The sequence below is a fragment of the Streptococcus mitis genome (assembly GCF_965111725.1).
Taxonomy (GTDB): Bacteria; Bacillota; Bacilli; order Lactobacillales; family Streptococcaceae; genus Streptococcus; species Streptococcus mitis_DV.
This window is the reverse complement of the sequence record NZ_OZ217341.1, coordinates 1,029,394-1,053,774: the sequence shown is the minus strand read 5'-3', so window position 1 is coordinate 1,053,774 and position 24,381 is coordinate 1,029,394. Positions and strand designations below refer to the sequence as shown.

The window sequence follows — 24,381 nt, the reverse complement described above, 5'->3', positions numbered from 1 at the left end:
AATCATGAAGGTAGTAAACTTGTATGATTTGAAACAAATGGGAAATAAAGGTGGTTGTACCATCCAATTGATTCATCACTTTCCTTTTGGTATGGGCTTAGGACATCTCAAAAAAGACTACATTGAATTTAAACGTGTTGGTATCTTTGATGGGAAAGCAGTAGAAGTTACTCTTCGAGAACCTTATTCGAGAGATCTACTGCAGGCTGTCAAGTCGATTAAGCAACGTCAGAAATTGATAGCTTATCGTTATAAAGAAGGAAAGCTGCTATTTGTTAAGAAGGAGGCATCAGATGTCCTCTGAACAACAGGAACGAATGGCAGTTCAATATGCTGAGCGTAGTCTTTTATTTACTGTAAAAAGTCTCTTAAAGATTCTAGAATGGTCTAGACGTCAGGCTTTAGCACAGGATTCCGCCTATAAGATAGGGGTGCAGAAATTAGAAGAATTGCTACAATCTCCTTATTCGATTGATACGATTAATCTGAAAAAAGATTTTTTAGACAAACCAATTGATATAGAGAAATTTAAAGCTTTTTTAGAAAAAGAAGAGATTCCTTTAGCCATCGCTTGGCAAGGGGATTCTCTGCATTTCTACACGAAAGACCGTTCGATTCTAGACAATCATTTAGACCATCTGTTAGAAAAAATGGTTAATGATCCACAGAAATTAGCTGATTTTACCATGGATAAGTCATTGGACGATGCAATTGATGAGGCTAAATCCCAAATTACCTTTAGACAAGAAGGGGCCGTCAAACAGAAAGAGATGGTGAGATGATGTACAGTGGAAAGAAATTCCTACTATTCTCACTGTTAGGTAGCTTACTAGGCTATCTTTTTCATCGTTTGACGCTTTTGTATGATTCCTATACTGGAAATAGCTTAGATAAATGGACTCATCTCCTGATGGAAGGTCAAGATGAAGTTATTCAGTCGCCATGGAATGTTTCCTTTACTGGAAAATCAAGTGCTTTTTTTCTACTAGGTTTTGTGATGATGTTACTAGTTTATCTCTATCTAGAGACTGGTAAAAAACAATACCGAGAAGGAGTAGAATACGGGAGCGCCCGTTTTGGAACTCTAAAAGAAAAGAAGCTCTTTTACGGTAAAGAATTTTCTCATGATACGATCTTAGCACAAGATGTTCGTTTGACATTATTAGATAAAAAATCACCCCAATATGATAGAAATAAGAATATTGCGGTGATCGGAGGTTCAGGAAGTGGGAAGACATTTCGCTTTGTAAAACCCAATCTGATTCAGATGAATAGTTCAAATATTGTCGTGGATCCTAAAGATCACTTAGCTGAGAAAACAGGAAGACTCTTTTTGGAACATGGCTACCAAGTAAAGGTGCTAGATTTAGTCAATATGAAGAACTCAGATGGCTTCAATCCCTTTCGCTATATAGAGACAGAAAATGATTTGAATCGCATGCTGACGGTTTATTTCAATAACACCAAAGGCTCTGGATCTCGTAGTGATCCATTTTGGGATGAAGCTTCTATGACTTTGGTACGAGCTTTAGCCTCCTACTTGGTCGATTTCTATAATCCACCTAAAACAAGAGAACAGCTCATTGAAGAGAGTCGTTTGAGTCAAAAAGAATATCAAAACTTGTTGAAACGTCAAAAAAAAGAAGTGGAAGAGCGAAAAAAACGAGGGCGTTATCCAAGTTTTGCTGAAATCTCAAAACTCATTAAACACTTATCCAAGGGTGAAAACCAAGAAAAAAGTGTCTTAGAAATTCTATTTGAAAATTATGCTAAAAAGTATGGAACTGAAAATTTTACCATGCGAAATTGGGCAGATTTTCAAAATTATAAGGATAAGACTCTGGATTCTGTTATAGCTGTAACCACTGCTAAATTTGCCCTCTTCAATATTCAAAGTGTCATGGATTTGACCAAAAGAGATACCCTTGATATGAAGACATGGGGCAAGGAAAAATCAATGGTTTACTTAGTTATCCCAGATAACGATAGCACCTTTCGCTTTCTTTCAGCTCTCTTTTTTTCAACCGTATTTCAAACCCTAACAAGACAAGCAGATATTGATTTTAAGGGTCAATTGCCTCTTCATGTGAGAGTTTACTTAGATGAGTTCGCAAATATCGGAGAAATCCCAGATTTTGCTGAACAAACCTCAACAGTCCGTTCTCGTAATATGAGTCTCGTTCCTATTCTACAAAATATTGCCCAACTTCAAGGGCTCTATAAAGAAAAAGAAGCTTGGAAAACCATTCTTGGGAACTGTGATATCTTAGTCTACTTAGGTGGTAATGATGAAGATACCTTTAAATTTATGAGTGGGTTACTCGGTAAACAAACCATTGATGTTCGAAATACTAGTCGTTCCTTCGGCCAGACAGGTTCAGGATCCCTTTCTCATCAAAAGATTGCTCGTGATTTAATGACACCTGATGAAGTCGGAAATATGAAACGGCATGAATGCTTGGTTCGAATTGCCAATATGCCTGTCTTTAAAAGCAAAAAGTACAATTCCATTAAGCATCCAAACTGGAAATATCTAGCCAATCAAGAAAGCAATGAACGGTGGTGGAACTATCAAATCAATCCTTTAAATCAAAGACAAGAAAATCATCTTGAAGGCCTTAGAATTCGTGATTTAACTTTTGAATCTAGTTTAAAATAAAAATAGAAAAGAGGAAATAGATGATTACGCATTTTAAAGGTTTTGTTTATGGAGTAGACGCAAGTGCTATGTTTGCACAAGCTATGTCTTTGTTACAGAAGGGATTGATTGCGGTTGGTGCCTTTCTCGTTGTTGTGGGGATTGTTAACCTTGCAACCAACATTAAAGATGGTGGACCAGGTGTTCGGAATGCCATTCTTGAAATTGTCGGTGGTGTTATGGTAGGGGCTGCTGGAGCCTTTGTAACCCAGATTTCAATTTAGGAGGATAAACAATGACATGAACCTTAGTTTAGTCTCACCCTTTGTTTACCTTGCATCTGAAAAAATATCAGCTGAAAATTTATTTGAAGGATTTAATGTGGATTTACAATCTACGGTAGATCTGATTAAATCTCTATCTAGCTACAATCCAACAGTTTGGACTTACATGTCTAGTATTACTAAAAGTGTCATGCAACCTCTTGGAGTTGCGATTTTATCAGTTGTTCTCATCTTAGAATTTTCGAAGATGGCAAAGAAAATTGCTAACTCTGGTGGAGCGATGACCTTTGAAGCATTAGCGCCGATGTTGATTAGTTATATTATGGTTGCAGTTGTAATTACCAACACTACCGTCATTGTAGAAGCCATCATTGGGATTGCGAGTCATGCCATTGAACAAGTGGCCTCGATTGTGGCTCACGGTGGGGCAAAGTATGATACAATCTCTGGATTAAAAGGGTCAGGATTTATTGGCCGGATGATTGTGGGCTTTTTCGCCCTCCTCATTTGGCTAGTTCGGATAGTAAGTGCAGCCATGGTCAATCTTTTAGTATCTATTCGATTTATTCAACTCTACCTTATGATCCCATTTGCCCCTCTTACGATTCCAACATTTTTAAGTGATGAGTGGAAGTCTATTGGTATTGGCTATTTAAAAAATATTATGGTCTATGCGGTACAAGGGGTTCTCATTTTTCTGATTGTTTCTCTTGTTCCTTTGTTTGAATCTGCTGGGAAAATAGCTGTTTCAAATGGTGCAGGAGTCCTGCAATCACTTGCGATTATGTTTGGTAGTTTAATACAAGCTATCTTACTGATTATTGCCCTCGTTGGTTCTCAACGTACGGCTCGCTCAATCTTAGGTATGTAATTAGATAAAGGCTAGGAAGTGATTGCTTCTTAGCCTTTTTAGAAAGGAAAGTCATGAATACACGTGTCTTTAAAGACATCTCAAAATACCAACACAGGGCTTGGTTAGGCTTCACTACAAGGCAAATCATCTTTGTTTTACCAGCCTTTATTGTCACAATTATTGTTTTGGGTTTGAATCTCTTTTTCTGGCAATTTGGAGATTGGTTTGTTTACGGTTTTGTGTTTGCTTTTACCATCCCCCTCATGCTTTTTGGAGTCTATAAACCCAATGATTTATATTTTGAACATTATTTGAAATACCGTCTTCATTTTGAATTAACGGTTCCCCTACGCACAATTACAGGAAAGAAAGGACCTGAACATGAAAAGAAAATCAAATACATTAAAGAAACAAAAAACTTCAATGACTAATCAGAAAGAAGTAGTTAAAGGAAAAAAAGAGGAAGTGTTACCATCAACGGCTAATACTCTTTCCTATCAAGCCTTGTATCAAAATGGTCTGATGCAGGTGAAAGAAGATTATTTCTCACAAAGCTATTTACTTGGTGATGTCAATTATCAGACCGTTGGTTTAGAAGATAAGGGCGCAATCATTGAGAAGTATTCTGATTTGATTAACTCTTTAGATGACCAAACCAACTTCCAATTGACCATCTTTAATAAAAGATTGAATTTAGAAAAGTTTAGACAAAGTGTTCTGTATGAGGAAAAAGAAGATGGATATGATACCTATCGTAAAGAATTGAATCGGATGATGAATCAGAATTTAGACAGTGGTGAAAATAATTTTTCAGCTGTAAAACTGATTAGCTTTGGAAGAAAGGATACTAATCCCAAACAAGCCTATCGTTCCTTGTCCCAAATAGGAGAATATTTCAAGAGTGGTTTCTCAGAAATTGATGCACGATTTGAATCCTTGGCTGGAGAAGACCGTGTCAACTTGTTGGCGGATATGCTTAGAGGAGAACACCATCTTCCTTTTTCTTACCGTGATTTAACGAGATCTGGTCAGACAACTCGTCACTTCATAGCACCTAATCTCTTGGATTTTAAAAACAAGAATTTCCTACAAATAAATGACCGCTTATTGCAGATCGTCTATGTCAGAGACTACGGCATGGAATTAGGGGATCAGTTTATTCGAGACCTCATGCAAGGAGATTTGGAATTGATTGTGAGCCTCCATGCTCAAAGTTCGACCAAGGCAGATGCCATGAAGAAACTACGAACAAAGAAAACCTTGATGGAATCCCAAAAGATTGGGGAACAACAAAAACTAGCTCGTACAGGTATCTATTTGGAAAAAGTAGGTCATGTATTAGAAAGCAATATCGATGAAGCTGAAGAACTCTTAAAAACCATGACCGAGACAGGAGATAAACTATTTCAAACGGTCTTCTTGATTGGGGTCTTTGGTTAGGATGAAGAAGAACTCAAACAAGCCCTAGACACTATCCAACAAGTGGCCGGCTCAAATGACCTAATGATTGATAAACTTCCATATATGCAAGAAGCAGCCTTTAATAGTTTGTTGCCATTTGGTTGTGATTTTTTAGAGGGCGTATCACGGAGTTTATTAACGTCCAATGTAGCAGTGAACTCACCTTGGACTTCAGTAGACTTACAAGACCGTAGTGGGAAATATTACGGTATCAATCAAATCTCAAGCAATATTATTACCATTGATCGTAGCCTATTAAATACACCGTCTGGTCTGATTTTAGGGACATCTGGAGCTGGAAAAGGTATGGCAACCAAGCATGAAATTATCACGACCAAAATCAAGGAATCTGGCGAAAATACAGAAATTATCATCGTTGATCCAGAAGCGGAGTACAGTGTCATTGGACGGGCTTTTGGTGGAGAAATGATTGATATTGCGCCCGATTCCCAAACTTATCTCAATGTCCTTGACTTGTCTGAGGAAAATATGGATGAGGATCCTGTAAAGGTAAAATCAGAATTTCTTTTATCCTTTATCGGTAAGTTATTGGATAGAAAAATGGATGGGAGAGAAAAATCGATTATCGACCGAGTTACGAGACTCACTTATCAGTCATTTAAAGAGCCTTCTTTGGAAGAATGGGTCTTTGTCTTGAGCCAACAACCAGAAGAAGAAGCGCAGAATCTGGCACTTGATATGGAACTGTATGTCGAAGGTTCTCTTGATATTTTTTCTCATAAGACCAATATTCAGACAGGATCTAACTTCTTAATCTATAACGTTAAAAAGTTAGGAGATGAGCTGAAACAAATCGCTCTTATGGTAGTGTTTGATCAGATATGGAATCGTGTTGTTCGGAACCAAAAATTAGGGAAGAAGACTTGGATTTATTTTGATGAAATGCAGCTTCTTTTATTAGATAAATATGCCAGTGATTTCTTCTTTAAATTGTGGAGTCGTGTCAGAAAATATGGAGCCAGTCCGACTGGAATAACTCAAAACGTCGAAACCTTATTGTTAGATCCAAATGGTAGACGGATTATTGCAAATAGTGAATTTATGATTCTCCTCAAGCAAGCAAAAAATGACCGAGAAGAACTAGTTCAACTCTTAGGATTGTCAAAAGAACTTGAAAAATACCTTGTCAATCCAGAAAAAGGGGCAGGACTGATAAAAGCTGGTTCAGTTGTCGTACCCTTTAAAAATAAGATTCCTCAAGGTACTCAATTGTTTGATATCATGAGTACAGATCCTGATAAAATGGCTTCTAATTAAGGGGAAGGTAAATGAAGGATAAAAGAGAAATCATACGTGCACGAAAGGCATTTAGAAGAAGTCTAAAAGATGAGAAGAAATTCTTGAAACAAGGAAAGAAGGAGGTGAGGAAACAGAAAAAAGATTCCGCTGTACTGGATGAAAAAGCATGGAAAAAAGAGATAAAAGAAAAGCTAGAGGAGATGAGAGAAGCTTCAAAGGAGAGAGTAAAACAAGCAAATGAAGACTACAATCACATCCTTCAAAATAGCCCTCCATCTCTTTTGAATCGTAAAGAATTAAGAGACAGACGATTGCCTCATGCTAGGAAACGATTGAAAATAGCCAAGAAGCAATTTAGAGAAGCCAAGGTAGAAGCAAAAGAAGAAAGAAAAGAGAGTCGTAAAGAAAGAAAAACCAATCAAAAATTTCTCTACGGTCAGGAAACGAAAGTAAGATCCAATTTTTTCCTTCAAGGGAAGAATCTAGAAGAATTAAAAGCTAAGAAAGAAGTCAAAGCCGCAAAAGAGAATCTAAAATCTACTAAGCAAGCCTATAAGTTCAAAAAAATCAGTAGGAAAGCCAAAACCTTTCTTTATGTCCTTGGACGTGAAGGTGGAGAGTTAGCTTCAGAAAATGAAGATTTAGAAAGTTATCGCACACTTCATGAGACCATTAGAAAAGGGAAACGCTACAGTCGGCTTTCTTATAATCTTGGAAAAGCTAGTGTCAAAACAGGACAAGCAACAGGTCGTTTTACCAAGAAAAGACTGACCAACACAAAAGAGCGATACCATCATTTTAAGGATGGAAAAGGATGGAAACTAACTAAAGATAATCCAAGTTCCTTTAAAAATCGGTATCGAAAATTAAAGAAACAAGGTCTTTTAAGTGTCCGAAATATCTATCAAAAATTAAAAGCAGCCTTTTCCTTCTTTACATTTGTGGCTGGAAATCCTGTAACCTGGATAGTTGGAGGAATAGTCTTTCTTCTTTTACTTATGATGAGCTTCTTTTTAGGATTTTCATCTGCTAGTTTGATTCAACAAGATGAATTTGAATTAACAAAAGCTTATACCCACCTAACTTGGGAAGATGCAGAACATACTCGCACAAATGACAAAGGAATTACTTATTACACAAAAGTTGATGATGTGATGGGGTATATGAACTTTAAATTCCATGACTATGAGTTACACAAACCAGTTCACTTATTTAGTTCAGAATCTTACAAGGATTATCTGTCTACTTTGTGGCATGATTTAAACGATGGGGATGATTTGAAATCCATGCAAGACCTCTATGAAACTCCTAAGTATAAACTATCGAGAGACGATCAAGAGGAAATAAAGGAACTAAAAGAAGAGGGTGTCTATGCTTCCATGCAGGAATTGGACAATCCATTTGAGGGGAAAAGCAACGAAGATAGTCTAACCATGACTTATCGTTATGGATACTATGATTTAGACGGAAAACCTACTCTTCAGGAGTATATTCTACTAGAAGCGAAGGCTCACCAAACAATTGTCGCACCAATGGATGGTGTTGTATCTCTAGACGGAGATGATGTTATTCTCACTAACGGAAAAGGAGAGAATGAGAGTCGATTGACCTTGTATTCTATTCATAATGGCCGTGCGATTGAGGGGACAAGAGTCCTAACGGGTGATATTATTGGTGAAACACCAGACGATACAGGTTTGAAAGTTTCCTATCAAAAGTATAAAAACAAGAAAGAAAAATTGGTGTATGTCAATCCGCAATTTTATTTTCCAAAAGTCATTCAACTTCAGACCACTATCTTACCAGCCATTGGTCAGTTTGGTGGGGATGAGTTTGAACGAGCAAAACATATTTATGAGTTTTTGAAATCTCAAGGGGCAAGTCCCCAAGCCATTGCGGCAATTTTAGGAAATTGGTCGGTAGAGTCTTCTATTAATCCTAAACGAGCTGAAGGAGATTATTTATCTCCTCCTGTTGGCGCTACCGATTCCTCATGGGATGATGAAAGCTGGTTAGCGATTGGAGGTCCAGCCATTTATAGTGGTGCTTATCCTAATATTCTTCATAGAGGTCTAGGTTTAGGGCAATGGACAGATACCGCAGATGGGTCAACACGGCATACAGCCTTGTTAAATTATGCACGCACCCAAAATAAGAAATGGTATGATTTAGACCTACAACTTGATTTTATGCTTCATGGGGATAGTCCTTACTATCAAAGTTGGTTAAAGGATTTCTTTAAAAATACAGGCAGTGCAGCCAATCTGGCCCAACTCTTTCTGACCTATTGGGAGGGAAATTCTGGTGACAAACTACTGGAAAGACAAACCAGAGCAACGGAATGGTATTACCAAATTGAAAAAGGCTTTAGTCAAACAAATGGAGGACAGGCAAAAAGTGATCCACAATCCCTTGAAGGGGTTCGTGGGGACTTGTATGATCATTCTGTTCCTGGTGGTGGAGATGGTATGGCCTATGCTTATGGACAATGTACATGGGGTGTTGCGGCTCGTATGAACCAGTTAGGCTTAAAATTAAAAGGTAGAAATGGAGAAAAGATTTCAATCATTAATACCATGGGAAATGGTCAAGACTGGGTTGCGACAGCTTCAAGTCTTGGTGGGGAAACGGGCTCTACACCAAGAGCAGGTGCTATTGTTTCTTTTGTAGGAGGTACACATGGTACACCAGCCAGCTATGGTCATGTGGCTTTTGTAGAGAAGGTCTATGATGATGGTTCTTTCCTTGTGTCTGAAACCAACTATGGGGGCAACCCTAACTATACCTTTAGAAAAATCTCTCAAGCAGATAGTGCCATCAGTTTTGCTTATACGACCAAATAGAAGAGTTTACACTTGAAATTGTAGCTATTTAAAGATACAATATGTCTATAAATGAGTGGTCGGCTCATGGTCAATCTGATAGTAATCTTGGACATAAGGGCCAAGCGGTGGCGGACACCAGAACAAAATCCGATAGCAATCTTGGACGTACGGGCCAAGCGGTGGCAGACACCAGAATAAACCGACAAAAATAGTAGTAATGCTATATAAAACTAGGGAGAGGGTGACTTTTTATCGCTCTTTTTTCATTGAATTAAAAAAATTCTAGTGACTTTCATATCACTAGAATTTAATGCATTTCACTAACCTACTCCGATAACGATAATACTTTCAAGTATTACAAATAACAAACTAAACCATGCTTTTTTATTCATGATAAATACCTCTTTTCGTTTTCTTATATGATATAATATTTTTAAAGATTGTGGAGAAATTTCCCTTATACGCAAATTAGGAGGTAACTGGAATGAAATATGGAAAAATTTTTAAAAAATTTAGAGAATCTCGCGGTTTGTCTTTAAAAGATGTTGCAAAATCAGGTCTTTCAAGTTCCCATCTCTCAAGATTTGAACATGATGAAGCTGATTTAACCATCAGTAAATTTCTTTTAGCCTTAGATGCAATACACATGCCTATCGAAGAATTTGTTTACGCTGTACGTGATTTCCGTAGAGATGACTTTAATGAACTTTTAGAAAAAATTCGGTATTTAGTCTCAAAGTGTGATATAGACGGAATGAAAAAGCTATTAATTAGCCAGATAGAAAAGAAGGATAAAAAAGAACCATTCGATTCATTTAACACAATTTTGCTTAAGATAAGATTACAGGATTTGTTAGAAGAAATTTTAGTAACAGACCAAGAAATTGGTATTATCAGTGATTACTTGTTTTCTGTAGAATACTGGGGATACTATGAATTGCTACTGTTTATGAATACAATAGATGTTTTAAATCATAAAACAATGATGGTTTTAGCCAAAGAAATGTGCCATCGTTCGGAGTTTTATAGAGAAATTCCTAATAATAGACGCTTATTAGCAACTATGTTGCTCAATGCTTATATCACCTGTATTGAACGCAATGAATTGATGGATGCTCTTTATTTTGAAAAACAGCTAAAGTATTGTAACTTTTCAGAGACTGAAATGTATGAAAAGCTAGTGCTTCACTATACTAAAAATTTATATGATTTAAAGAAAAACAATAATCGATACGCTGTTTTGGAAATGAGAAAGTGTATTGCAACCATGAAATTGGTAGATAGTAATCAGACGGCTTTAAAATTTGAGAATCATTTACAAAAAGTGTTAGGTGACTTGGCGTAAATTGCGTATAAGGGAAAGAAAATAGAAATGAACATAATTGTGTTATGATATTAATGTCATCGATGATACAGTTTTTTACTAACTGGGAGTTGTATTTTCTTAAATTCAAAACATAGTAATTAAGTTGATAAAACTTATGTTTAACTATAATATTTGTATTTTGTTGAATTAGTATAACACCCTAGTTTTTCATAGGAGGATTTGCAATGAACACCGATACTAGCAAAGTTGTAGTGGACAACACATCTGAGGATATGGATATATCTATTCTTAATTTTAAAGAGGTAGATATTGCTTATACTGCTCATGAACCGGGTCGCTGTTAGTTAAAAGGAGAGTGGGCTGCAGACCACTCTTTTTATATATATCTTTTTATGGACATTGGAACTGAATCCAACAAATTAGTGAGGGTAAAAATGGGAGTCTATGTAAAAAACAAGTTATGTTATATAATTTTTCAAGAACAATCGATTCTAGTTGTTAATAATGATATTGCAAAATATTACGTATTTGAAGATTCACCAGTTTTGAATTGTTTGTTATCTGCACTTGAAAATAATATTTTAACAAATGATAAGCTAGATAGAATATCACAACAACTTTCTGAAAATATTGACATACTCTTCAAAGTGTTAAATGAATTAATCAAGCTAAAAATTGTATTCTATGTGGATGAAACAGAGGAAGAATTTAATATAAACCATATTACAGATGAAAGATTCTCAACAGAAATACTATATCTAAATAAATTCACTTCTAAGCCATATCAATTACTACAAGCCATTCAAAGCAAGAGGGTAGTAATTATTGGTGCAGGAGCATTAGGTAGCTCACTAGCGTTGAAAATTTCAGCAATAGGTGTAAGAGATATTATCTGTATTGATGGAGACAAAATTGAACTAGATAATTTGACACGGCAAATTTTGTATACACCAGGTGATATTGAAAAAAACTTATTTAAAGTTTCAGCTTTAGAATCAAGAATAAAGGACTTTTTTCCCAGTAGCCAATTTCAAGGAATTAAATCTTACATCACAAGTTATGACGATTGTGTGAATTATATACCCCACAATAGCGATTTGATTATTCAAACAGCTGACTACCCTATAGGGAAACTAGATGACTGGATAAATAAAGTATCACTAAAGTATAATATTCCGGTAATATTTTCCCATTTTGGTAGTGTAGGCCCATTTCTGATTCCATCTGAAACTGGTTGTCTGAGATGTTTAGATCAATTTTTGGATACTAAAACTAACGGGTTAAATTCAATTACAAAGAATTTTTTTCAGAATATCCCTAACTCAAAAAGTCCATCATTTGTAACAGGTACACAATTGAATGAATTATTAATTTTGGACATAATTAAAAAATTTTGGATAAGTGATGAGTATAGAGATTTTTATAATAAAGTATATACTTTTTATGACGGTTTTAGTGATATTAAGACACTTATATTCCCGACAGTAGAGAATTGTATTTGTAGGAGAAATTATCATGAGTGAAAAATATTTTCTGTCGCCGTTTTTAGTTATATCTCTTAATAATGAAGACAAATTTGTATTAAAAAATTTGTTGAAAGGAGAGAAAGCAGTTACCGTTAATAGTCTTGGAGATATTGATCCAGAAAATGAACAAATTAGAAAATTCTGTTTTGTTGAAGAGGGATTAGTTGAATTTACTAAATCAGCTTTTCAGAAATTAGAAAACTTTTTTAAAACGCAAAAAACTGCACTAGGTTATATTGAAACAACATCAAGTTGTCCTTATCATTGTAAAATTTGCCCTAAAGGTTTTAATCAGCAGATTAGAAATCAACGAGATTTGCAAATAGAGCAGTTTGATTCAATTGTAAAACAAATTGAAGGGCAGTCAAATTTGGCTTTGCATCTATTTGGCGATCCATTATATGACAAAGATATCTATAGAAAAATTCGACTAGCAAATAAGTATAATATACATCCGTCATTTTCAACAAACTTAGTTGCTTTAAATAAATTAAAATTAGAAGAGATAGCAATGTTGAAAATTAAAGATTTAACAATCTCATTTGATTCTAGTGATAATATTATTCTATCATCTATTAGAGGAAAAATTTCTAAGGAAACAATTGATAGAAGTATAGTGATGATACGGGAACTTGCTAAGTTAGCTGAACAAACAGGGTGTATCGAGAGGATAATAATTCAAAAGATTCAATTAAACAATAACGACGAGGATACAGTAACGGTAAAAAATATAGCATCTGAGAGTCCAAAAACTCAGTTTGTACATAAAAAATTTATAAGGTTTCCGAAGGTAAGAAATTATTCTAAATATGGTACTTTAGAAAAATTAGAAAAAGGTAAGAGTGTTTTTCTTTACCATTTAATTGGAGCTAAGACCCCTTTTAAATGTTTAAAGCCTTGGATTAAAAATGAACTAGCCGTAAATTCCGATGGGAATTATGTTCCCTGTTGCCTGACTCTGAATTCTTCGATTAATTTGGGAAATATTGAGAACGAAACAATTTCGGAGGTATTTGACAGTGAGGAGCACTATTTACTACGGGAGTCAGTATTTCTAAATTCTCTTAAAAATAATTCAACCTGTCTAACTTGTCCGATAAATGAGCCAAACTTAGAAATTCCAAATGAGTTGGCTGAGTCCCAGTCAATTGAGAAATTAAAAAAGTATATTATTTCCGATTGGAGGTTTTTCCCGTGAAAAAAATAAAATATGATAATCCGATAGGTGCCCAGATAGAATTAACTGGACGTTGTAATTTAAAATGCCATCATTGTTATAATTCTTCAGGAGATTTTGGGAGATTTGATATTAAAGACGATGCATGGTTATCATTTTTTGAAAAACTCAACGAAAGTTACTCTTTTCCAACAGTTAATATTACTGGTGGAGAGCCTATGCTGAGAAAAGATTTATTGTTAAAAGTCTTAAATATTTTTTCAAATAAAAATCCTTATACACGCATTAGAATTATGACGAATGGCTACTATTTGGATAAGACTTTTTTGGAATACCTTTCACTTATTAATAATCCAATTGAATTTCAAATATCTTTAGACGGGGCAGATAAAGCAGAACATCAGGCAGTTAGGATAGTGAGAAATTCTTGGGAAAAAGCAATAAATTCCTGTATTATGGTAGTAAATTCAGGATATAAGTTGCAAATAGCGAGCACTATTACAACATCCAATTATGATAAGATAGAAAGACTGTTTAAACTTGCAGTACTTGTGGGAGCGACTTCATTAGGTATTGGTTCAGCTTTGCCTTTAGGACGAGGGATTCGTGATGTGAAGGGCTTAATTTTGCCGTCGCAACTTCGTGAAGAAGTTTCTATGAAGTTGAAAGCTCTAAAGCAAGATTATGAGTCGTTTATTTCTGTTAATTTAACTAGCTCTCTATCTGAAGTATATAGCAAATATGCATCTTTAGAACAGGATTGGCTAATTATAGATCACAGAGGTAATGTAAAAATTGATACTAGGTTGCCTTATATTGTTGGAAATATTTCATCTAAATCAATTGAAGAACTTTGGTTATTAGTTCAAGAAAAGTATAACGATTCTATTGTTAAAGAAAATATTACAAGTGCACTAGATAATAATGATATAATATCTAATGTAGAAAGGATCTTGTTATGAAAGATAATTTTTATACATATATTAGTGATAATAATTTGTTTCTTAAAAGAAAATATAGAGTTTTGAATGCTTTTGAAATTCAAAGAGTTCAACAAAGTCCGTCTGTATTTTTAATATTTTCAACTGAAAATAAAGCTTTTGTAAGTAGGTTTACATTAACTGTTTTAAAACAAATTGAACAAGGTTTTTCAATTGAGGAGATAATGAAAAATTATCCTTTTAGTGAAACGTTGTTGGATAGTATAGCTAAATCAATTGCTATTCTTACAAGAAATTTGTTTATAGAGGTAGACTATGAAAAATAAATCTCATCAACAAATTTTACTCAGAAGTTTATTAACTTTGATAAGTCAACTGGGAAGTTCAGCATTTGCTATGGGAGTCTCACTTTTCATTTTTCAAAAAACTGATAGTTCAATTTCTTTTGGGCTTAATATGATTGCAGCTCCGCTTGTCACAGTTTTACTTTCACCCATAATTGGTAAGATAATAGATTCATTTAATCACAAGTCTATTATAATTATTTGCCAGATAGTAAGTATAGCTACTCTTTTATTTTATATTGATTATTTTCAAATTTTAGATAATCAAATTCTCTTTTTGACTATCTTTGTTGTAATCGTTTTAAAAATTGCAGACGAATTTGTGCTTTTGTCTCTATATGCAAGTAGCATCAACATTGTTCATGAAGAAGAACAACAAAAGTTACGTTCGTGGCAACAAATTTCAGCAAATTGTGCAGCAATTATATCTCCTATTATTGGTGCAACACTTTATGGAGCCATCCCTTTTAATTTGTTTATTTTAGCAGTAGTCTTTACAGAATTTATATCTCTAATTCTAGTTATAGCTATAAATTTTAGATTTGTGGTGAAGGAAGAAAGCACTGATGGAAAGAATGACTTTAAAGATGATGAAAAACTAAATTTATTTAAGTGGTTATCTGAACAAAATTATTTAAAAGATATAGTTTTTTTGGCAACTGTAGTATCAAGTATTGACACTGTAATCTATATTGCTACACCAATTATTATCTTAAATATATTGGAATTCTCAAATATATATTACTCAGTTGCAATGTCAACACTGATTCTTGGTGAATTACTATCCAGCTTAATTATTTCACGAAAAAAACAAGAAACTTCACCATTAAAAAATGGTTATTCCATTATGCTAGGCTCAACGCTGGCAATGTCATTTTTAGGATTCAGCACATTTTTTTCTAATAAACCTATAGCATTTAGTTTTATTCTGCTCTCTCTTTTTTCTATGACATTTATTGAATCTTTTTTTACAATACCTCTTCAAGTTTGGTATGTGACTGAAATTCCAGAAAAGATTCAAGGAAGAATATTTGCCTTTTTAGGAGCTATAATTTCGTTCTTTTCACCCCTCTCTACATTAATGTTTAGTGGATTATATGAAATAAAGACATTACCTCTGCAACAGATCAATGCTATAATTATTTTTTCAGCGGTCTCTATACGACTGATATCAACAATCTATTTAAAGTTTATTAAAAAGGTAAATTTGGCGGACGCCCATGTTCTAAAATATTAGTCAGTGATATGTTTAAAAAATAACCAATAGAAGCGTATAAAAGTTTAAATTCAAAATTTTACTGGCCTCTCTTTTTCATGAACACAAATCTCCTCTAATCGTCTCTCTGACTTTTTAGGACTGAATCACCTTCAAAGACCACGAAGACGACTTTTTTGAATGTCCATCTGGTTCATCATCTTAGGAGGTTTATCCACTATGCTTAGACGTTTTGTAACCAAAAAGCATCTCACGCTCTACTTTCTAGCCTAGAATCTTTAAAAATCCGAATCGAACTATTATTATTGCGACCCACAATCCTCTTATTTGGGAACAAGTGGACCAAGTTATTCGAGTTACCGATTTATCACATAGATGATATGGCAAGATTCAGTTAGAAGAAAGTTTTTGATTATATACAGCATAAATTTCTAAAATCTGTAGTACTTGTTTATAATCACAATATTATTTGAGAACGCAGTTTTGGCTCGTTCTCTTTTTTTGTTGTGATACTTCTTTCAAGGAATATTTGGTAGGATTGGAGTGAAAAAAGATTAACTAGGAAAGAAGGAAGTATATGGAAGCCATTTATCAACGTGATTCGGATCAAGATGGACTGACTGATGCTCAAGAATTGGCGCTAGGAACCAATCCTCTTAGCGCAGATTCTGATAGTGATGGTCGTTCAGATTTAGTGGAAGTAGAAGAAGGAACCAATCCCTTAGAAAAGGATTTACAAGACATGGGCCAAACAAGTATAACTGAACCGTCTTCAGTATTTATGGAAATGAAACAAAAGATTTCAGATATGATGGAGAGTCACTACAAGGAATTTATACAGGCTCTGATTAGTATTGAAACAGGGATTGAAAACCAACAAGACCTAGAAGACTTATATACTTACTACATGAGAACAGATGCCGTTTCTCTTTTGTCTAGTGATTTAGAAACCAGTCCTCAAGAGGTTGAAATGGAGATAGAGTTGTAGGGGAATCATGTGATTCTCCTATTTTCGTATAGATGAAAGGAGCGAGTATGGAAGTAATGCAATTATTGGCTATGTTTCGTGGAACAATTCCAAAAGATAGGGAGAAAATGGGCCTATTTCTTCGTTATCAAGCGCAACATTTTGATGAGAAATGGCAAGACTTGGTAGAGAGTTTTTTGGCTGAAGATGGCAAGATAGAAGAGATACCTCATGTCTATTCGTTTCATCAAGATATTATTTCTTTCCTAGAGGCTAGTTCTGAAAACAATGACCAAGATTTAGAAAGTTACACAAGAAATTTTGGACAAGCAGGTCTAAGTAAATTATCTCAATTAAGTAATTTTGAGAAAAACTTGGTGCTAGAAGTCGCAACCTATAACCTTTCCACTCGATTTTATACCCAATCTGAAAAAGAGAAGTTAGAACCATTAAGTGAGCTTGTATGTCATCAGAAACAGGATGTCAATTTAGTCAATGTCTATCGGGTTGCGAATAATCTATCTGACCGCATTAGTAGAGATATAGAGGAGTTTCTTCTAATGGTTGATTCCAAAGAACTAAAAAAAGAGGTTCTTGAGATTCATTTTGAAGAAAAAGAAGGAGATGTTCTAGCCTATTTGGGTTCAGAATTGATGGCTACTTTAGATACTGTTACGGATCTTGTCCATCATGAAGAAAACTACAAACAACTACCACTGACACAAAAGCTGAAGATTATTACTCATTTTGATGAAGTAAAGGCTATAAGAGAAAAGTCTAAGCAAGTAGAGGAAGCAGTCTTACCTTTAGATAATATTGACCAGGTAGAAGAAAATGTGGAAGTTCATTCCCTATCTAAAGTAGATAAAATTGTAGAAGAAGCTTTGAGGGAATATCCAATCGGTTCACAAGTAAGTTATAAAGGACAAGTATTTCAGTTGGTTTCGATTGAAAATGCACAGTTAAATGACTTAGTTCGCCTAGAGCTATTCAATGATTCCAACCAGTTATTTGAAGAGAATCCTATCTTATACTTGAACAGTTTGGAAGAGATTGAACAAGTATTGTCTCTCGTAGAACTTGAAAAAGAAGATTCAGAGATTGAAATTGATTCACCAAGTGAAAGCCAGGAAATAGATTTGTTTTCCTATCTGGAAGAAGATAATGAAAAGGATAAGGAAACAGAAACGCTTATTGTAGGCATTGAAGAGACGGATGTCCCTGTTCTAGATTTTGTTTTTCCAGATGATTTAGAGGATTTTTATCCTAAGACAAATCGAGAAAAGATTGAAACGAATATCGCCGCAATTGAACTTGTTAAAAGATTAGAAAAAGAGAGACGACAAGCAAGTCCAGAAGAACAAGAGCTACTAGCCAAGTATGTTGGATGGGGTGGTCTTGCCAATGAATTTTTCGATGAACTCAATCCAAAGTATGAAACAGAACGTTTAACTCTTAAGAGTTTAGTAAGTAAATCAGAATACTCCACTATGAAACAAAGTTCTCTCACAGCCTATTATACAGACCCAATGATTATTCGCCAGATTTGGCAAAAGTTACTGGATGATGGTTTTGAGGGAGGAAGGATTTTAGATCCTTCTATGGGGACTGGGAACTTCTTTGCGGCTATGCCTAGAAGTATACGAGATAAATCAGAACTCTATGGGGTTGAATTAGACAGTGTGACTGGCGCAATCGCAAAACAACTCCATCCAAATGTCCATATTGAAGTGCGAGGATTTGAAGAAGTTCCCTATCAAAATAATAGTTTTGATTTAGTCTTAACGAATGTTCCTTTTGGAAATTTTCGCATTGCCGATAAAAACTATGATAAACCTTATATGATTCATGATTACTTTGTTAAACACTCACTTGATTTAGTAAGAGACGGAGGACAAGTGTCGATTATCTCTTCTATTGGCACAATGGATAAACGGACAGATAATGTCTTACAAGAGATTAAATCCAACACTCATTTTTTAGGGGGAGTTCGTTTGCCGGATACGGCTTTTAAAAAGATTGCAGGTACTCGAGTGACCACAGACCTCCTCTTCTTTCAAAAGGTTCAAGCAAAGAATCTTAATGAAGATGAGCTTGTCTTTAGTGGTTCTATTCCATTTGAGGAGGATAAGCGTGTCTGGATTAATCCTTATTTTGATGGGAAATACAATACACAAGTTTTGGGTCAATATGAGGTACGTAATTTTAATGGAGGAACCCTCAATGTTAAGGGGGGATCAGAAACATTAGCTACTGACATTATGGAAGCGTTAGAAAATGTGGAAGAACCTAAACCAATTGACAATTCTTTGAAAGCACCTGTTTTTATCCAAGAAGAAGTGGATAATTCCATCCCAAGTCGTATACGTGAGGACTTAGCGCTCTATTCTTTTGGATATGAAGGAAATCAAATTTATTACCGAGATACGCATGGCATTCGGAAAAGTTCAAAAGTAGACGAAATTAGTTATTATGTAGATGAAAAGGGAGATTTTAAAGCTTGGGACAGTTCTTTGTCTGAACATAAAATAGACCGATTCGTGCAACTTCATTTGACAGATGAGGAAGCACTAGATGTTTACAAGTCAGAAGAAGCGAGTAAAAGAGGGAAATATAAGGGACTGTTCAAAAAAACTGTCTTTTATGAAAGTCCCTTATCGGATAAGGATATTAGTCGTATTAAGGGCATGGTTGATTTGAGAGAGACCTATCAAGCATTAATTGAAATTCAACGTCATCCAGATTATAGTCGGGCTGATTTTCAGGAATTGCTTGGCAAATTGAATCGTGACTATGACCGCTTTGTAAGTCAATTTGGATACTTGAATGCCTCAGTCAATCGGAACTTATTTGATAGTGACGATAAGTATTCTTTACTAGCAAGTTTAGAAGATGAATACATTGATTCTAAAGACCAGAAAGTAAAATATAAAAAATCTTTAGCTTTTGAGAAAGCATTGGTTAGGCCAGAGAGAGTGATTGCAAGAGTTTCAACGGCTCTAGATGCCTTAAACTCTAGTTTATCGGATGGTAGAGGGGTTGATTTAGACTATATGGTATCAATTTATCCCGAACATAGCCAAGCTGCTATTTTAGATGAGTTAGGAGACCAGATTTTAATGGATCCAGAAAGCTATTTAAGAGGAGAAAGAAAATATCTTTCTAAGAACCAATTTTTATCAGGAGACATTCTCAACAAGATAGAAGTAGTTCAACTATTAGTGGAGGAAAACAACCAAGAATGTGACTGGTCCCATGCTTTAGATTTGTTAGAATCTGTTCGTCCTCCACGGATTCATCTGGCAGATATTGAGTTTAAAATAGGGTCACGTTGGATTCCTCAATCCGTTTATGGTAAATTTGCCTTTGAATGTTTTACCAATCGTGAATTTGAATTGTCTTCGCCTGATGTCGAACAAGTCATTGAAGTGAATCCTGTCGATGGTCAGGTTCATTTAAGGACATCATTTGCTTATCGCTATCCAAGTGCCAAAGATAGTAGTCTTGGAGTCAGTGGGTCACGTTATGATACAGGAAGAAAGATTTTTGAGAATTTACTAAATTCAAACCAACCGACTATTACTATGACTGTTACGGAAGGAGAAAAGAAAAAGACCATCACAGATTTGGAAAAAACCTCTGTTCTAAGAGCAAAAGAGCAGCATTTACAAGAACTCTTTCAAGAATTTGTCTCACGGTATCCCGAAGTCCAACAAGTCATTGAGGAAAGCTATAATCGTCTTTATAATCGAACGGTTAGTCGAGAGTATGATGGTAGCCATCTAGTCATTGATGGCTTGGCACAAAACATCAGTCTTCGTCCTCACCAAGAGAATGCCATTCAAAGAATCGTAGAAGAAAAAAGAGCCTTGTTAGCTCATGAGGTAGGTTCAGGAAAGACCTTGACCATGCTTGGTGCTGGGTTTAAATTAAAGGAGTTGGGGATGGTTCATAAGCCCTTGTATGTGGTGCCTTCTAGTTTGTCTGCTCAATTTGGTCAAGAAATCATGAAATTTTTCCCTACTAAAAAGGTCTTTGTGACCACTAAGAAAGATTTTGTGAAGGCGAGAAGAAAACAATTTGTATCACGTATTATTACAGGAGATTACGATGCCATTGTCATTGGGGATTCTCAATTTGAAAAAATCCCTGTCAGTAAAGAAAGACAGATGAATTATATTGAGGATAAGCTCAATGAACTACGAGAGATTAAAACACATTCTGAAAATAAGTATACTGTCAAAGAAGCAGAACAATCAATAAGTGGTCTAGAGAAACAATTGGAAGAACTGCAACGCTTTAATCGTGATAGTTTTATTGATTTTGAGAACTTAGGAATTGATTTTCTCTTTGTGGATGAAGCACATCACTTTAAAAATATTCGTCCGATTACGGGACTTGGAAATGTAGCAGGGATTACCAATACAACCTCTAAGAAGAACGTGGATATGGAAATGAAGGTTCGACAGATTCAGGAAGAACATGATTTTAAGAATATTGTTTTTGCGACAGGAACACCTGTTTCCAATTCTATTAGTGAGTTGTATACTATGATGAACTACATTCAACCGGATATCTTAAAACGCTATCAAGTTGATTATTTTGACTCTTGGGTAGGTGTTTTTGGAGAAATTCAAAACTCTATGGAATTAGCTCCTACAGGGGATAAGTACCAACCTAAGAAACGATTTAAAAAGTTTGTCAATCTACCTGAGTTGATGAAAATCTATAAAGAAACAGCCGACATTCAAACACAAGATATGTTGGATTTACCTGTTCCAGAAGCTCATATTATCCCTATTGAGAGTGAGTTAACTGAAAACCAGAAACTCTATTTAGAAGAATTAGTTATGAGGTCAGATATGGTCAAATGTGGAACAGTTGATCCGAGCCAGGATAACATGTTAAAGATAACAGGTGAGGCACGGAAACTAGCTATTGATATGCGTTTATTGGACTCTAGCTATAGTCTAGCAGACAATCATAAACTGCTTCAGGTAGTTGATAATGTTGAAAGAATTTATCGTGAGGGAATGGAAAATAAGGCTACTCAGATGATTTTTTCAGATATTGGAACACCTAAGAAAAAGGACAATGGCTTTGATGTTTATTCTGAGATTAAGGCTTTATTAGTTGATAGAGGAATCCCTAGTAAGGAAATTGCCTTTGTACATGATGCCAATAGTGATGAAAAGAAGAATAGTTTGTCTCGAAAGGTCAATGCAGGAGAGGTGCGGATTCTTCTTGCCTCAACTGAAAAAGGAGGAACAGGTTTAAATGTTCAGAGCAAGATGAAAGCAGTTCACCATCTGGATGTACCGTGGAGACCAAGTGACATTCAGCAACGTAATGGACGTATTATCCGACAGGGAAATGAAAACAAGGAAGTGGATATTTACCACTATATTACCAAAGGTTCGTTTGATAATTATCTATGGGCAACTCAGGAGAACAAACTCCGTTATATTAAGCAGATTATGACTTCTAAGGAGCCGATTCGTGCTGCGGAAGATATTGATGAACAGACTATGACAGCTTCTGATTTTAAGGCACTAGCAACAGGTAATCCTTATCTCAAATATAAGATGGAACTAGAGAATGATCTAACTCTATTAGAAAATCAAAGACGCGCCTTTCAACGCAGCAAGGATCACTATCGTCATACAATCTCTTACTGTGAAGAAAATATGCCCATTCTTGAGAAACGATTAAGCAAGTATGAAGGCGACATTCAACAGTCTGAAATGTCGAAAGACCAATCATTTTCTATGACGATAGGTAAACAAGTTTTTGAGCAACGAGCTGAAGCAGGTGAATCCCTACACCGTCTTATCCGTCATAATCAATCTGACAGCAAAGAATTTCGAACCCTAGCAAGTTATCGAGGATTTGACATTAAAATGCTTAGTCTACCAACGAATCAGCCTCTTCCTGAAACCTTCTCTGTTAAGATTGTAGGAGAAAATCAGTATTCTGTCAGTTTGGATTTGTATTCTCCTTTGGGGACAATTCAAAGGCTTCAGCATACGATAGACCACATTAAAGATGACCAAGTGAAAACTCAGAACTTATTGGATGAATTAAAGGATAAATGGACTACTGCTAAGGTAGAAATTGAGAAAAATTTTCCAAAGGAAGAGGATTATCAAACTAAAAAGGCCGAATACGATGTACTCGCGCCATTGATTGAAACAGAAACGGATTTAGATATTATTGATCAGGCCTTACGACAATTCCACGAAAAAGGAAAAGAAAAGCAAGAACAACTTTCTTTTGAATTAGATTAAAAAATAGATATAAATAGCGGACAAGAAAAGAAAAGCGCGGTAGAATAAAGATAGAAAGAAACGAGGTAACGATTATGATGGAAGATACCTATTATCAATTAGAAGAGGCTTTGGTACAGGGATTTCAAACACCTGAAGAATACCAAGCCTACAAGGAGTTAAAGGAACATTATGAGGAAGTGACAGGGGATTACAGTTTTTCTAAACGAGAGCTCACTAGTCAATTGGAAATCGCTCTTCAGAATCATCAAGGTGTGGACTTTGAAGAACATGAAAAAGAAGAGTATTTGGACTTAGTTCAAAAATTAGAAGAGTTTGATTCCTCTCTTGCCACCCATTATCGTCAGTTGATTGATTAGAAAGGAGAAAGTCATGAATGATTTACTCCTTATCCCAGTAATTTTTTTAGCAGTAGGAGGAATTCTCATTCTTTTATGGAGACTCTTTCTTATTGCCAGTGGACTTTTCCTTATTGGTTTTATCAGTTTTCTTATTTTCGTGGAGGTCTATGGAATTTATTTGTTCTTTACAGAGACCGAACTTTACACGGAAGATTTAGCACAGAATGGATTATTTGGTTTTACGACTTTCTTTATCATCTTTAACCTTACTTTGCTTGTCCTGGCAGGCTGGGCAGGGTATAAGCGGAAGAGGCATAATAACGTTTTAGCAAATCAACGCGATTTTTGGTGAGTTCTTCATTTTCGGTATCTTCCTATCTATTATTTTTATGCTTGGTACAGTATTAGTTATCTACTATAAATCTCTGAGGATTATGAAGACTGCAAACGCTTTATCCTCTTGTAAAATATAGGTCTAGATCAAAAGCAAATCTTGGGAGAATATCCTATATCCAAAAGTTACTAGATATAAAGAATCGTTGATGAGGATATCATTTGTGGTGGGTTAACCAATTAATACTAGCTCAGATTAACTAAAATATAAAAAATAGTCTGGGATAATTTTCCTTATCTCCAGAAAAAGCAACGGCAAACCCATTGCTATTTAACATGGTTGCGATAGTCTTGGTAAAATAGAATCGCCCAATAAACCATTTACAGATTCTGCTTTGATGCCGATAAAAGAAAACCATATGAAGAGTGGTAAACCTAAGGCTAAAACTAAAAATTTTTGTACTTTAGTTAACTCTTGATAAAACTGGATTTAAGTCTTAATGTACACTCTCTAAAAAATGTACTTTATAATCGAAATGTACTTTATTTTAAGGCAAGATAAAGTACATTTTTTGATTTAGCAGCGTTCAATAAGTATCAT

General features: G+C 35.1%; 17 protein-coding genes and 2 pseudogenes. All 19 read left to right on the top strand.

Annotated features, from left to right (window positions below):
* Positions 1–4 precede the first annotated feature (4 nt).
* The 19 genes and pseudogenes from ACLV7Q_RS05215 to ACLV7Q_RS05125 all read left to right on the top strand — a co-directional run bounded on the left by ACLV7Q_RS05215 (position 5) and on the right by ACLV7Q_RS05125 (position 23,799).
* Complete coding sequence (locus tag ACLV7Q_RS05215) at positions 5–304, top strand: hypothetical protein (protein ID WP_261267038.1); 300 nt, start codon at positions 5–7, stop codon at positions 302–304.
* Positions 294–782, top strand: a complete 489-nt coding sequence (locus ACLV7Q_RS05210; RefSeq protein ID WP_202484487.1) for a hypothetical protein — start codon at positions 294–296, stop codon at positions 780–782. Before ACLV7Q_RS05215 ends, ACLV7Q_RS05210 begins: the two co-directional genes overlap by 11 nt.
* Positions 782–2,659 carry a VirD4-like conjugal transfer protein, CD1115 family gene (locus tag ACLV7Q_RS05205; protein WP_218757112.1) on the top strand — a complete coding sequence of 626 codons (1,878 nt, stop codon included), beginning with the start codon at positions 782–784 and terminating at the stop codon, positions 2,657–2,659. Before ACLV7Q_RS05210 ends, ACLV7Q_RS05205 begins: the two co-directional genes overlap by 1 nt.
* A gap of 20 nt (positions 2,660–2,679) precedes the next feature.
* Positions 2,680–2,922 (top strand): hypothetical protein, encoded by a 243-nt coding sequence (locus ACLV7Q_RS05200; protein ID WP_000627865.1) that lies wholly within the window; start codon positions 2,680–2,682, stop codon positions 2,920–2,922.
* Positions 2,923–2,938: 16 nt separating this feature from the next.
* The gene (locus ACLV7Q_RS05195) at positions 2,939–3,793 is read left to right on the top strand and encodes a conjugal transfer protein TrbL (RefSeq protein WP_001054256.1); all 855 of its coding nucleotides are present in this window, start codon (positions 2,939–2,941) and stop codon (positions 3,791–3,793) included.
* A 53-nt stretch (positions 3,794–3,846) separates the two neighbouring features.
* Complete coding sequence (locus ACLV7Q_RS05190; RefSeq protein WP_001097589.1) at positions 3,847–4,206, top strand: PrgI family protein; 360 nt, start codon at positions 3,847–3,849, stop codon at positions 4,204–4,206.
* Positions 4,157–6,514, top strand: a pseudogene (locus ACLV7Q_RS05185) (VirB4-like conjugal transfer ATPase, CD1110 family). Before ACLV7Q_RS05190 ends, ACLV7Q_RS05185 begins: the two are co-directional and overlap by 50 nt.
* An 11-nt stretch (positions 6,515–6,525) precedes the next feature.
* Entirely contained in the window at positions 6,526–9,339 is a 2,814-nt protein-coding gene (locus ACLV7Q_RS05180; RefSeq protein ID WP_218757101.1) for a phage tail tip lysozyme, read from the top strand.
* Between the two features lie 466 nt (positions 9,340–9,805).
* The gene (locus tag ACLV7Q_RS05175; protein WP_024477693.1) at positions 9,806–10,666 is read left to right on the top strand and encodes an Rgg/GadR/MutR family transcriptional regulator; all 861 of its coding nucleotides are present in this window, start codon (positions 9,806–9,808) and stop codon (positions 10,664–10,666) included.
* 374 nt (positions 10,667–11,040) lie between these two features.
* Positions 11,041–12,171 (top strand): ThiF family adenylyltransferase, encoded by a 1,131-nt coding sequence (locus ACLV7Q_RS05170; protein WP_050220326.1) that lies wholly within the window; start codon positions 11,041–11,043, stop codon positions 12,169–12,171.
* Positions 12,164–13,372, top strand: a complete 1,209-nt coding sequence (locus ACLV7Q_RS05165) for a radical SAM/SPASM domain-containing protein (protein ID WP_024477691.1) — start codon at positions 12,164–12,166, stop codon at positions 13,370–13,372. The genes ACLV7Q_RS05170 and ACLV7Q_RS05165 overlap by 8 nt, the downstream gene beginning before the upstream one ends.
* Positions 13,369–14,313 carry a radical SAM protein gene (locus ACLV7Q_RS05160; protein ID WP_024477690.1) on the top strand — a complete coding sequence of 315 codons (945 nt, stop codon included), beginning with the start codon at positions 13,369–13,371 and terminating at the stop codon, positions 14,311–14,313. The genes ACLV7Q_RS05165 and ACLV7Q_RS05160 overlap by 4 nt, the downstream gene beginning before the upstream one ends.
* Complete coding sequence (locus tag ACLV7Q_RS05155; RefSeq protein ID WP_024477689.1) at positions 14,310–14,618, top strand: hypothetical protein; 309 nt, start codon at positions 14,310–14,312, stop codon at positions 14,616–14,618. The genes ACLV7Q_RS05160 and ACLV7Q_RS05155 overlap by 4 nt, the downstream gene beginning before the upstream one ends.
* The gene (locus tag ACLV7Q_RS05150; RefSeq protein WP_024477688.1) at positions 14,608–15,873 is read left to right on the top strand and encodes an MFS transporter; all 1,266 of its coding nucleotides are present in this window, start codon (positions 14,608–14,610) and stop codon (positions 15,871–15,873) included. Before ACLV7Q_RS05155 ends, ACLV7Q_RS05150 begins: the two co-directional genes overlap by 11 nt.
* 221 nt (positions 15,874–16,094) lie before the next feature.
* A pseudogene (locus ACLV7Q_RS05145) lies at positions 16,095–16,231 on the top strand (ABC transporter ATP-binding protein); the annotation flags it as partial.
* Between the two features lie 198 nt (positions 16,232–16,429).
* Positions 16,430–16,840 (top strand): thrombospondin type 3 repeat-containing protein, encoded by a 411-nt coding sequence (locus ACLV7Q_RS05140; RefSeq protein WP_218757102.1) that lies wholly within the window; start codon positions 16,430–16,432, stop codon positions 16,838–16,840.
* 47 nt (positions 16,841–16,887) lie between these two features.
* Complete coding sequence (locus ACLV7Q_RS05135) at positions 16,888–23,106, top strand: DEAD/DEAH box helicase family protein (RefSeq protein WP_218757103.1); 6,219 nt, start codon at positions 16,888–16,890, stop codon at positions 23,104–23,106.
* A 74-nt stretch (positions 23,107–23,180) separates the two neighbouring features.
* Complete coding sequence (locus tag ACLV7Q_RS05130; protein WP_000969637.1) at positions 23,181–23,465, top strand: DUF5962 family protein; 285 nt, start codon at positions 23,181–23,183, stop codon at positions 23,463–23,465.
* A 13-nt stretch (positions 23,466–23,478) separates the two neighbouring features.
* On the top strand, positions 23,479–23,799 hold the full coding sequence (locus ACLV7Q_RS05125) for a DUF5966 family protein (protein WP_218757104.1): 321 nt from the start codon (positions 23,479–23,481) through the stop codon (positions 23,797–23,799).
* The last annotated feature ends 582 nt before the right edge of the window (positions 23,800–24,381 follow it).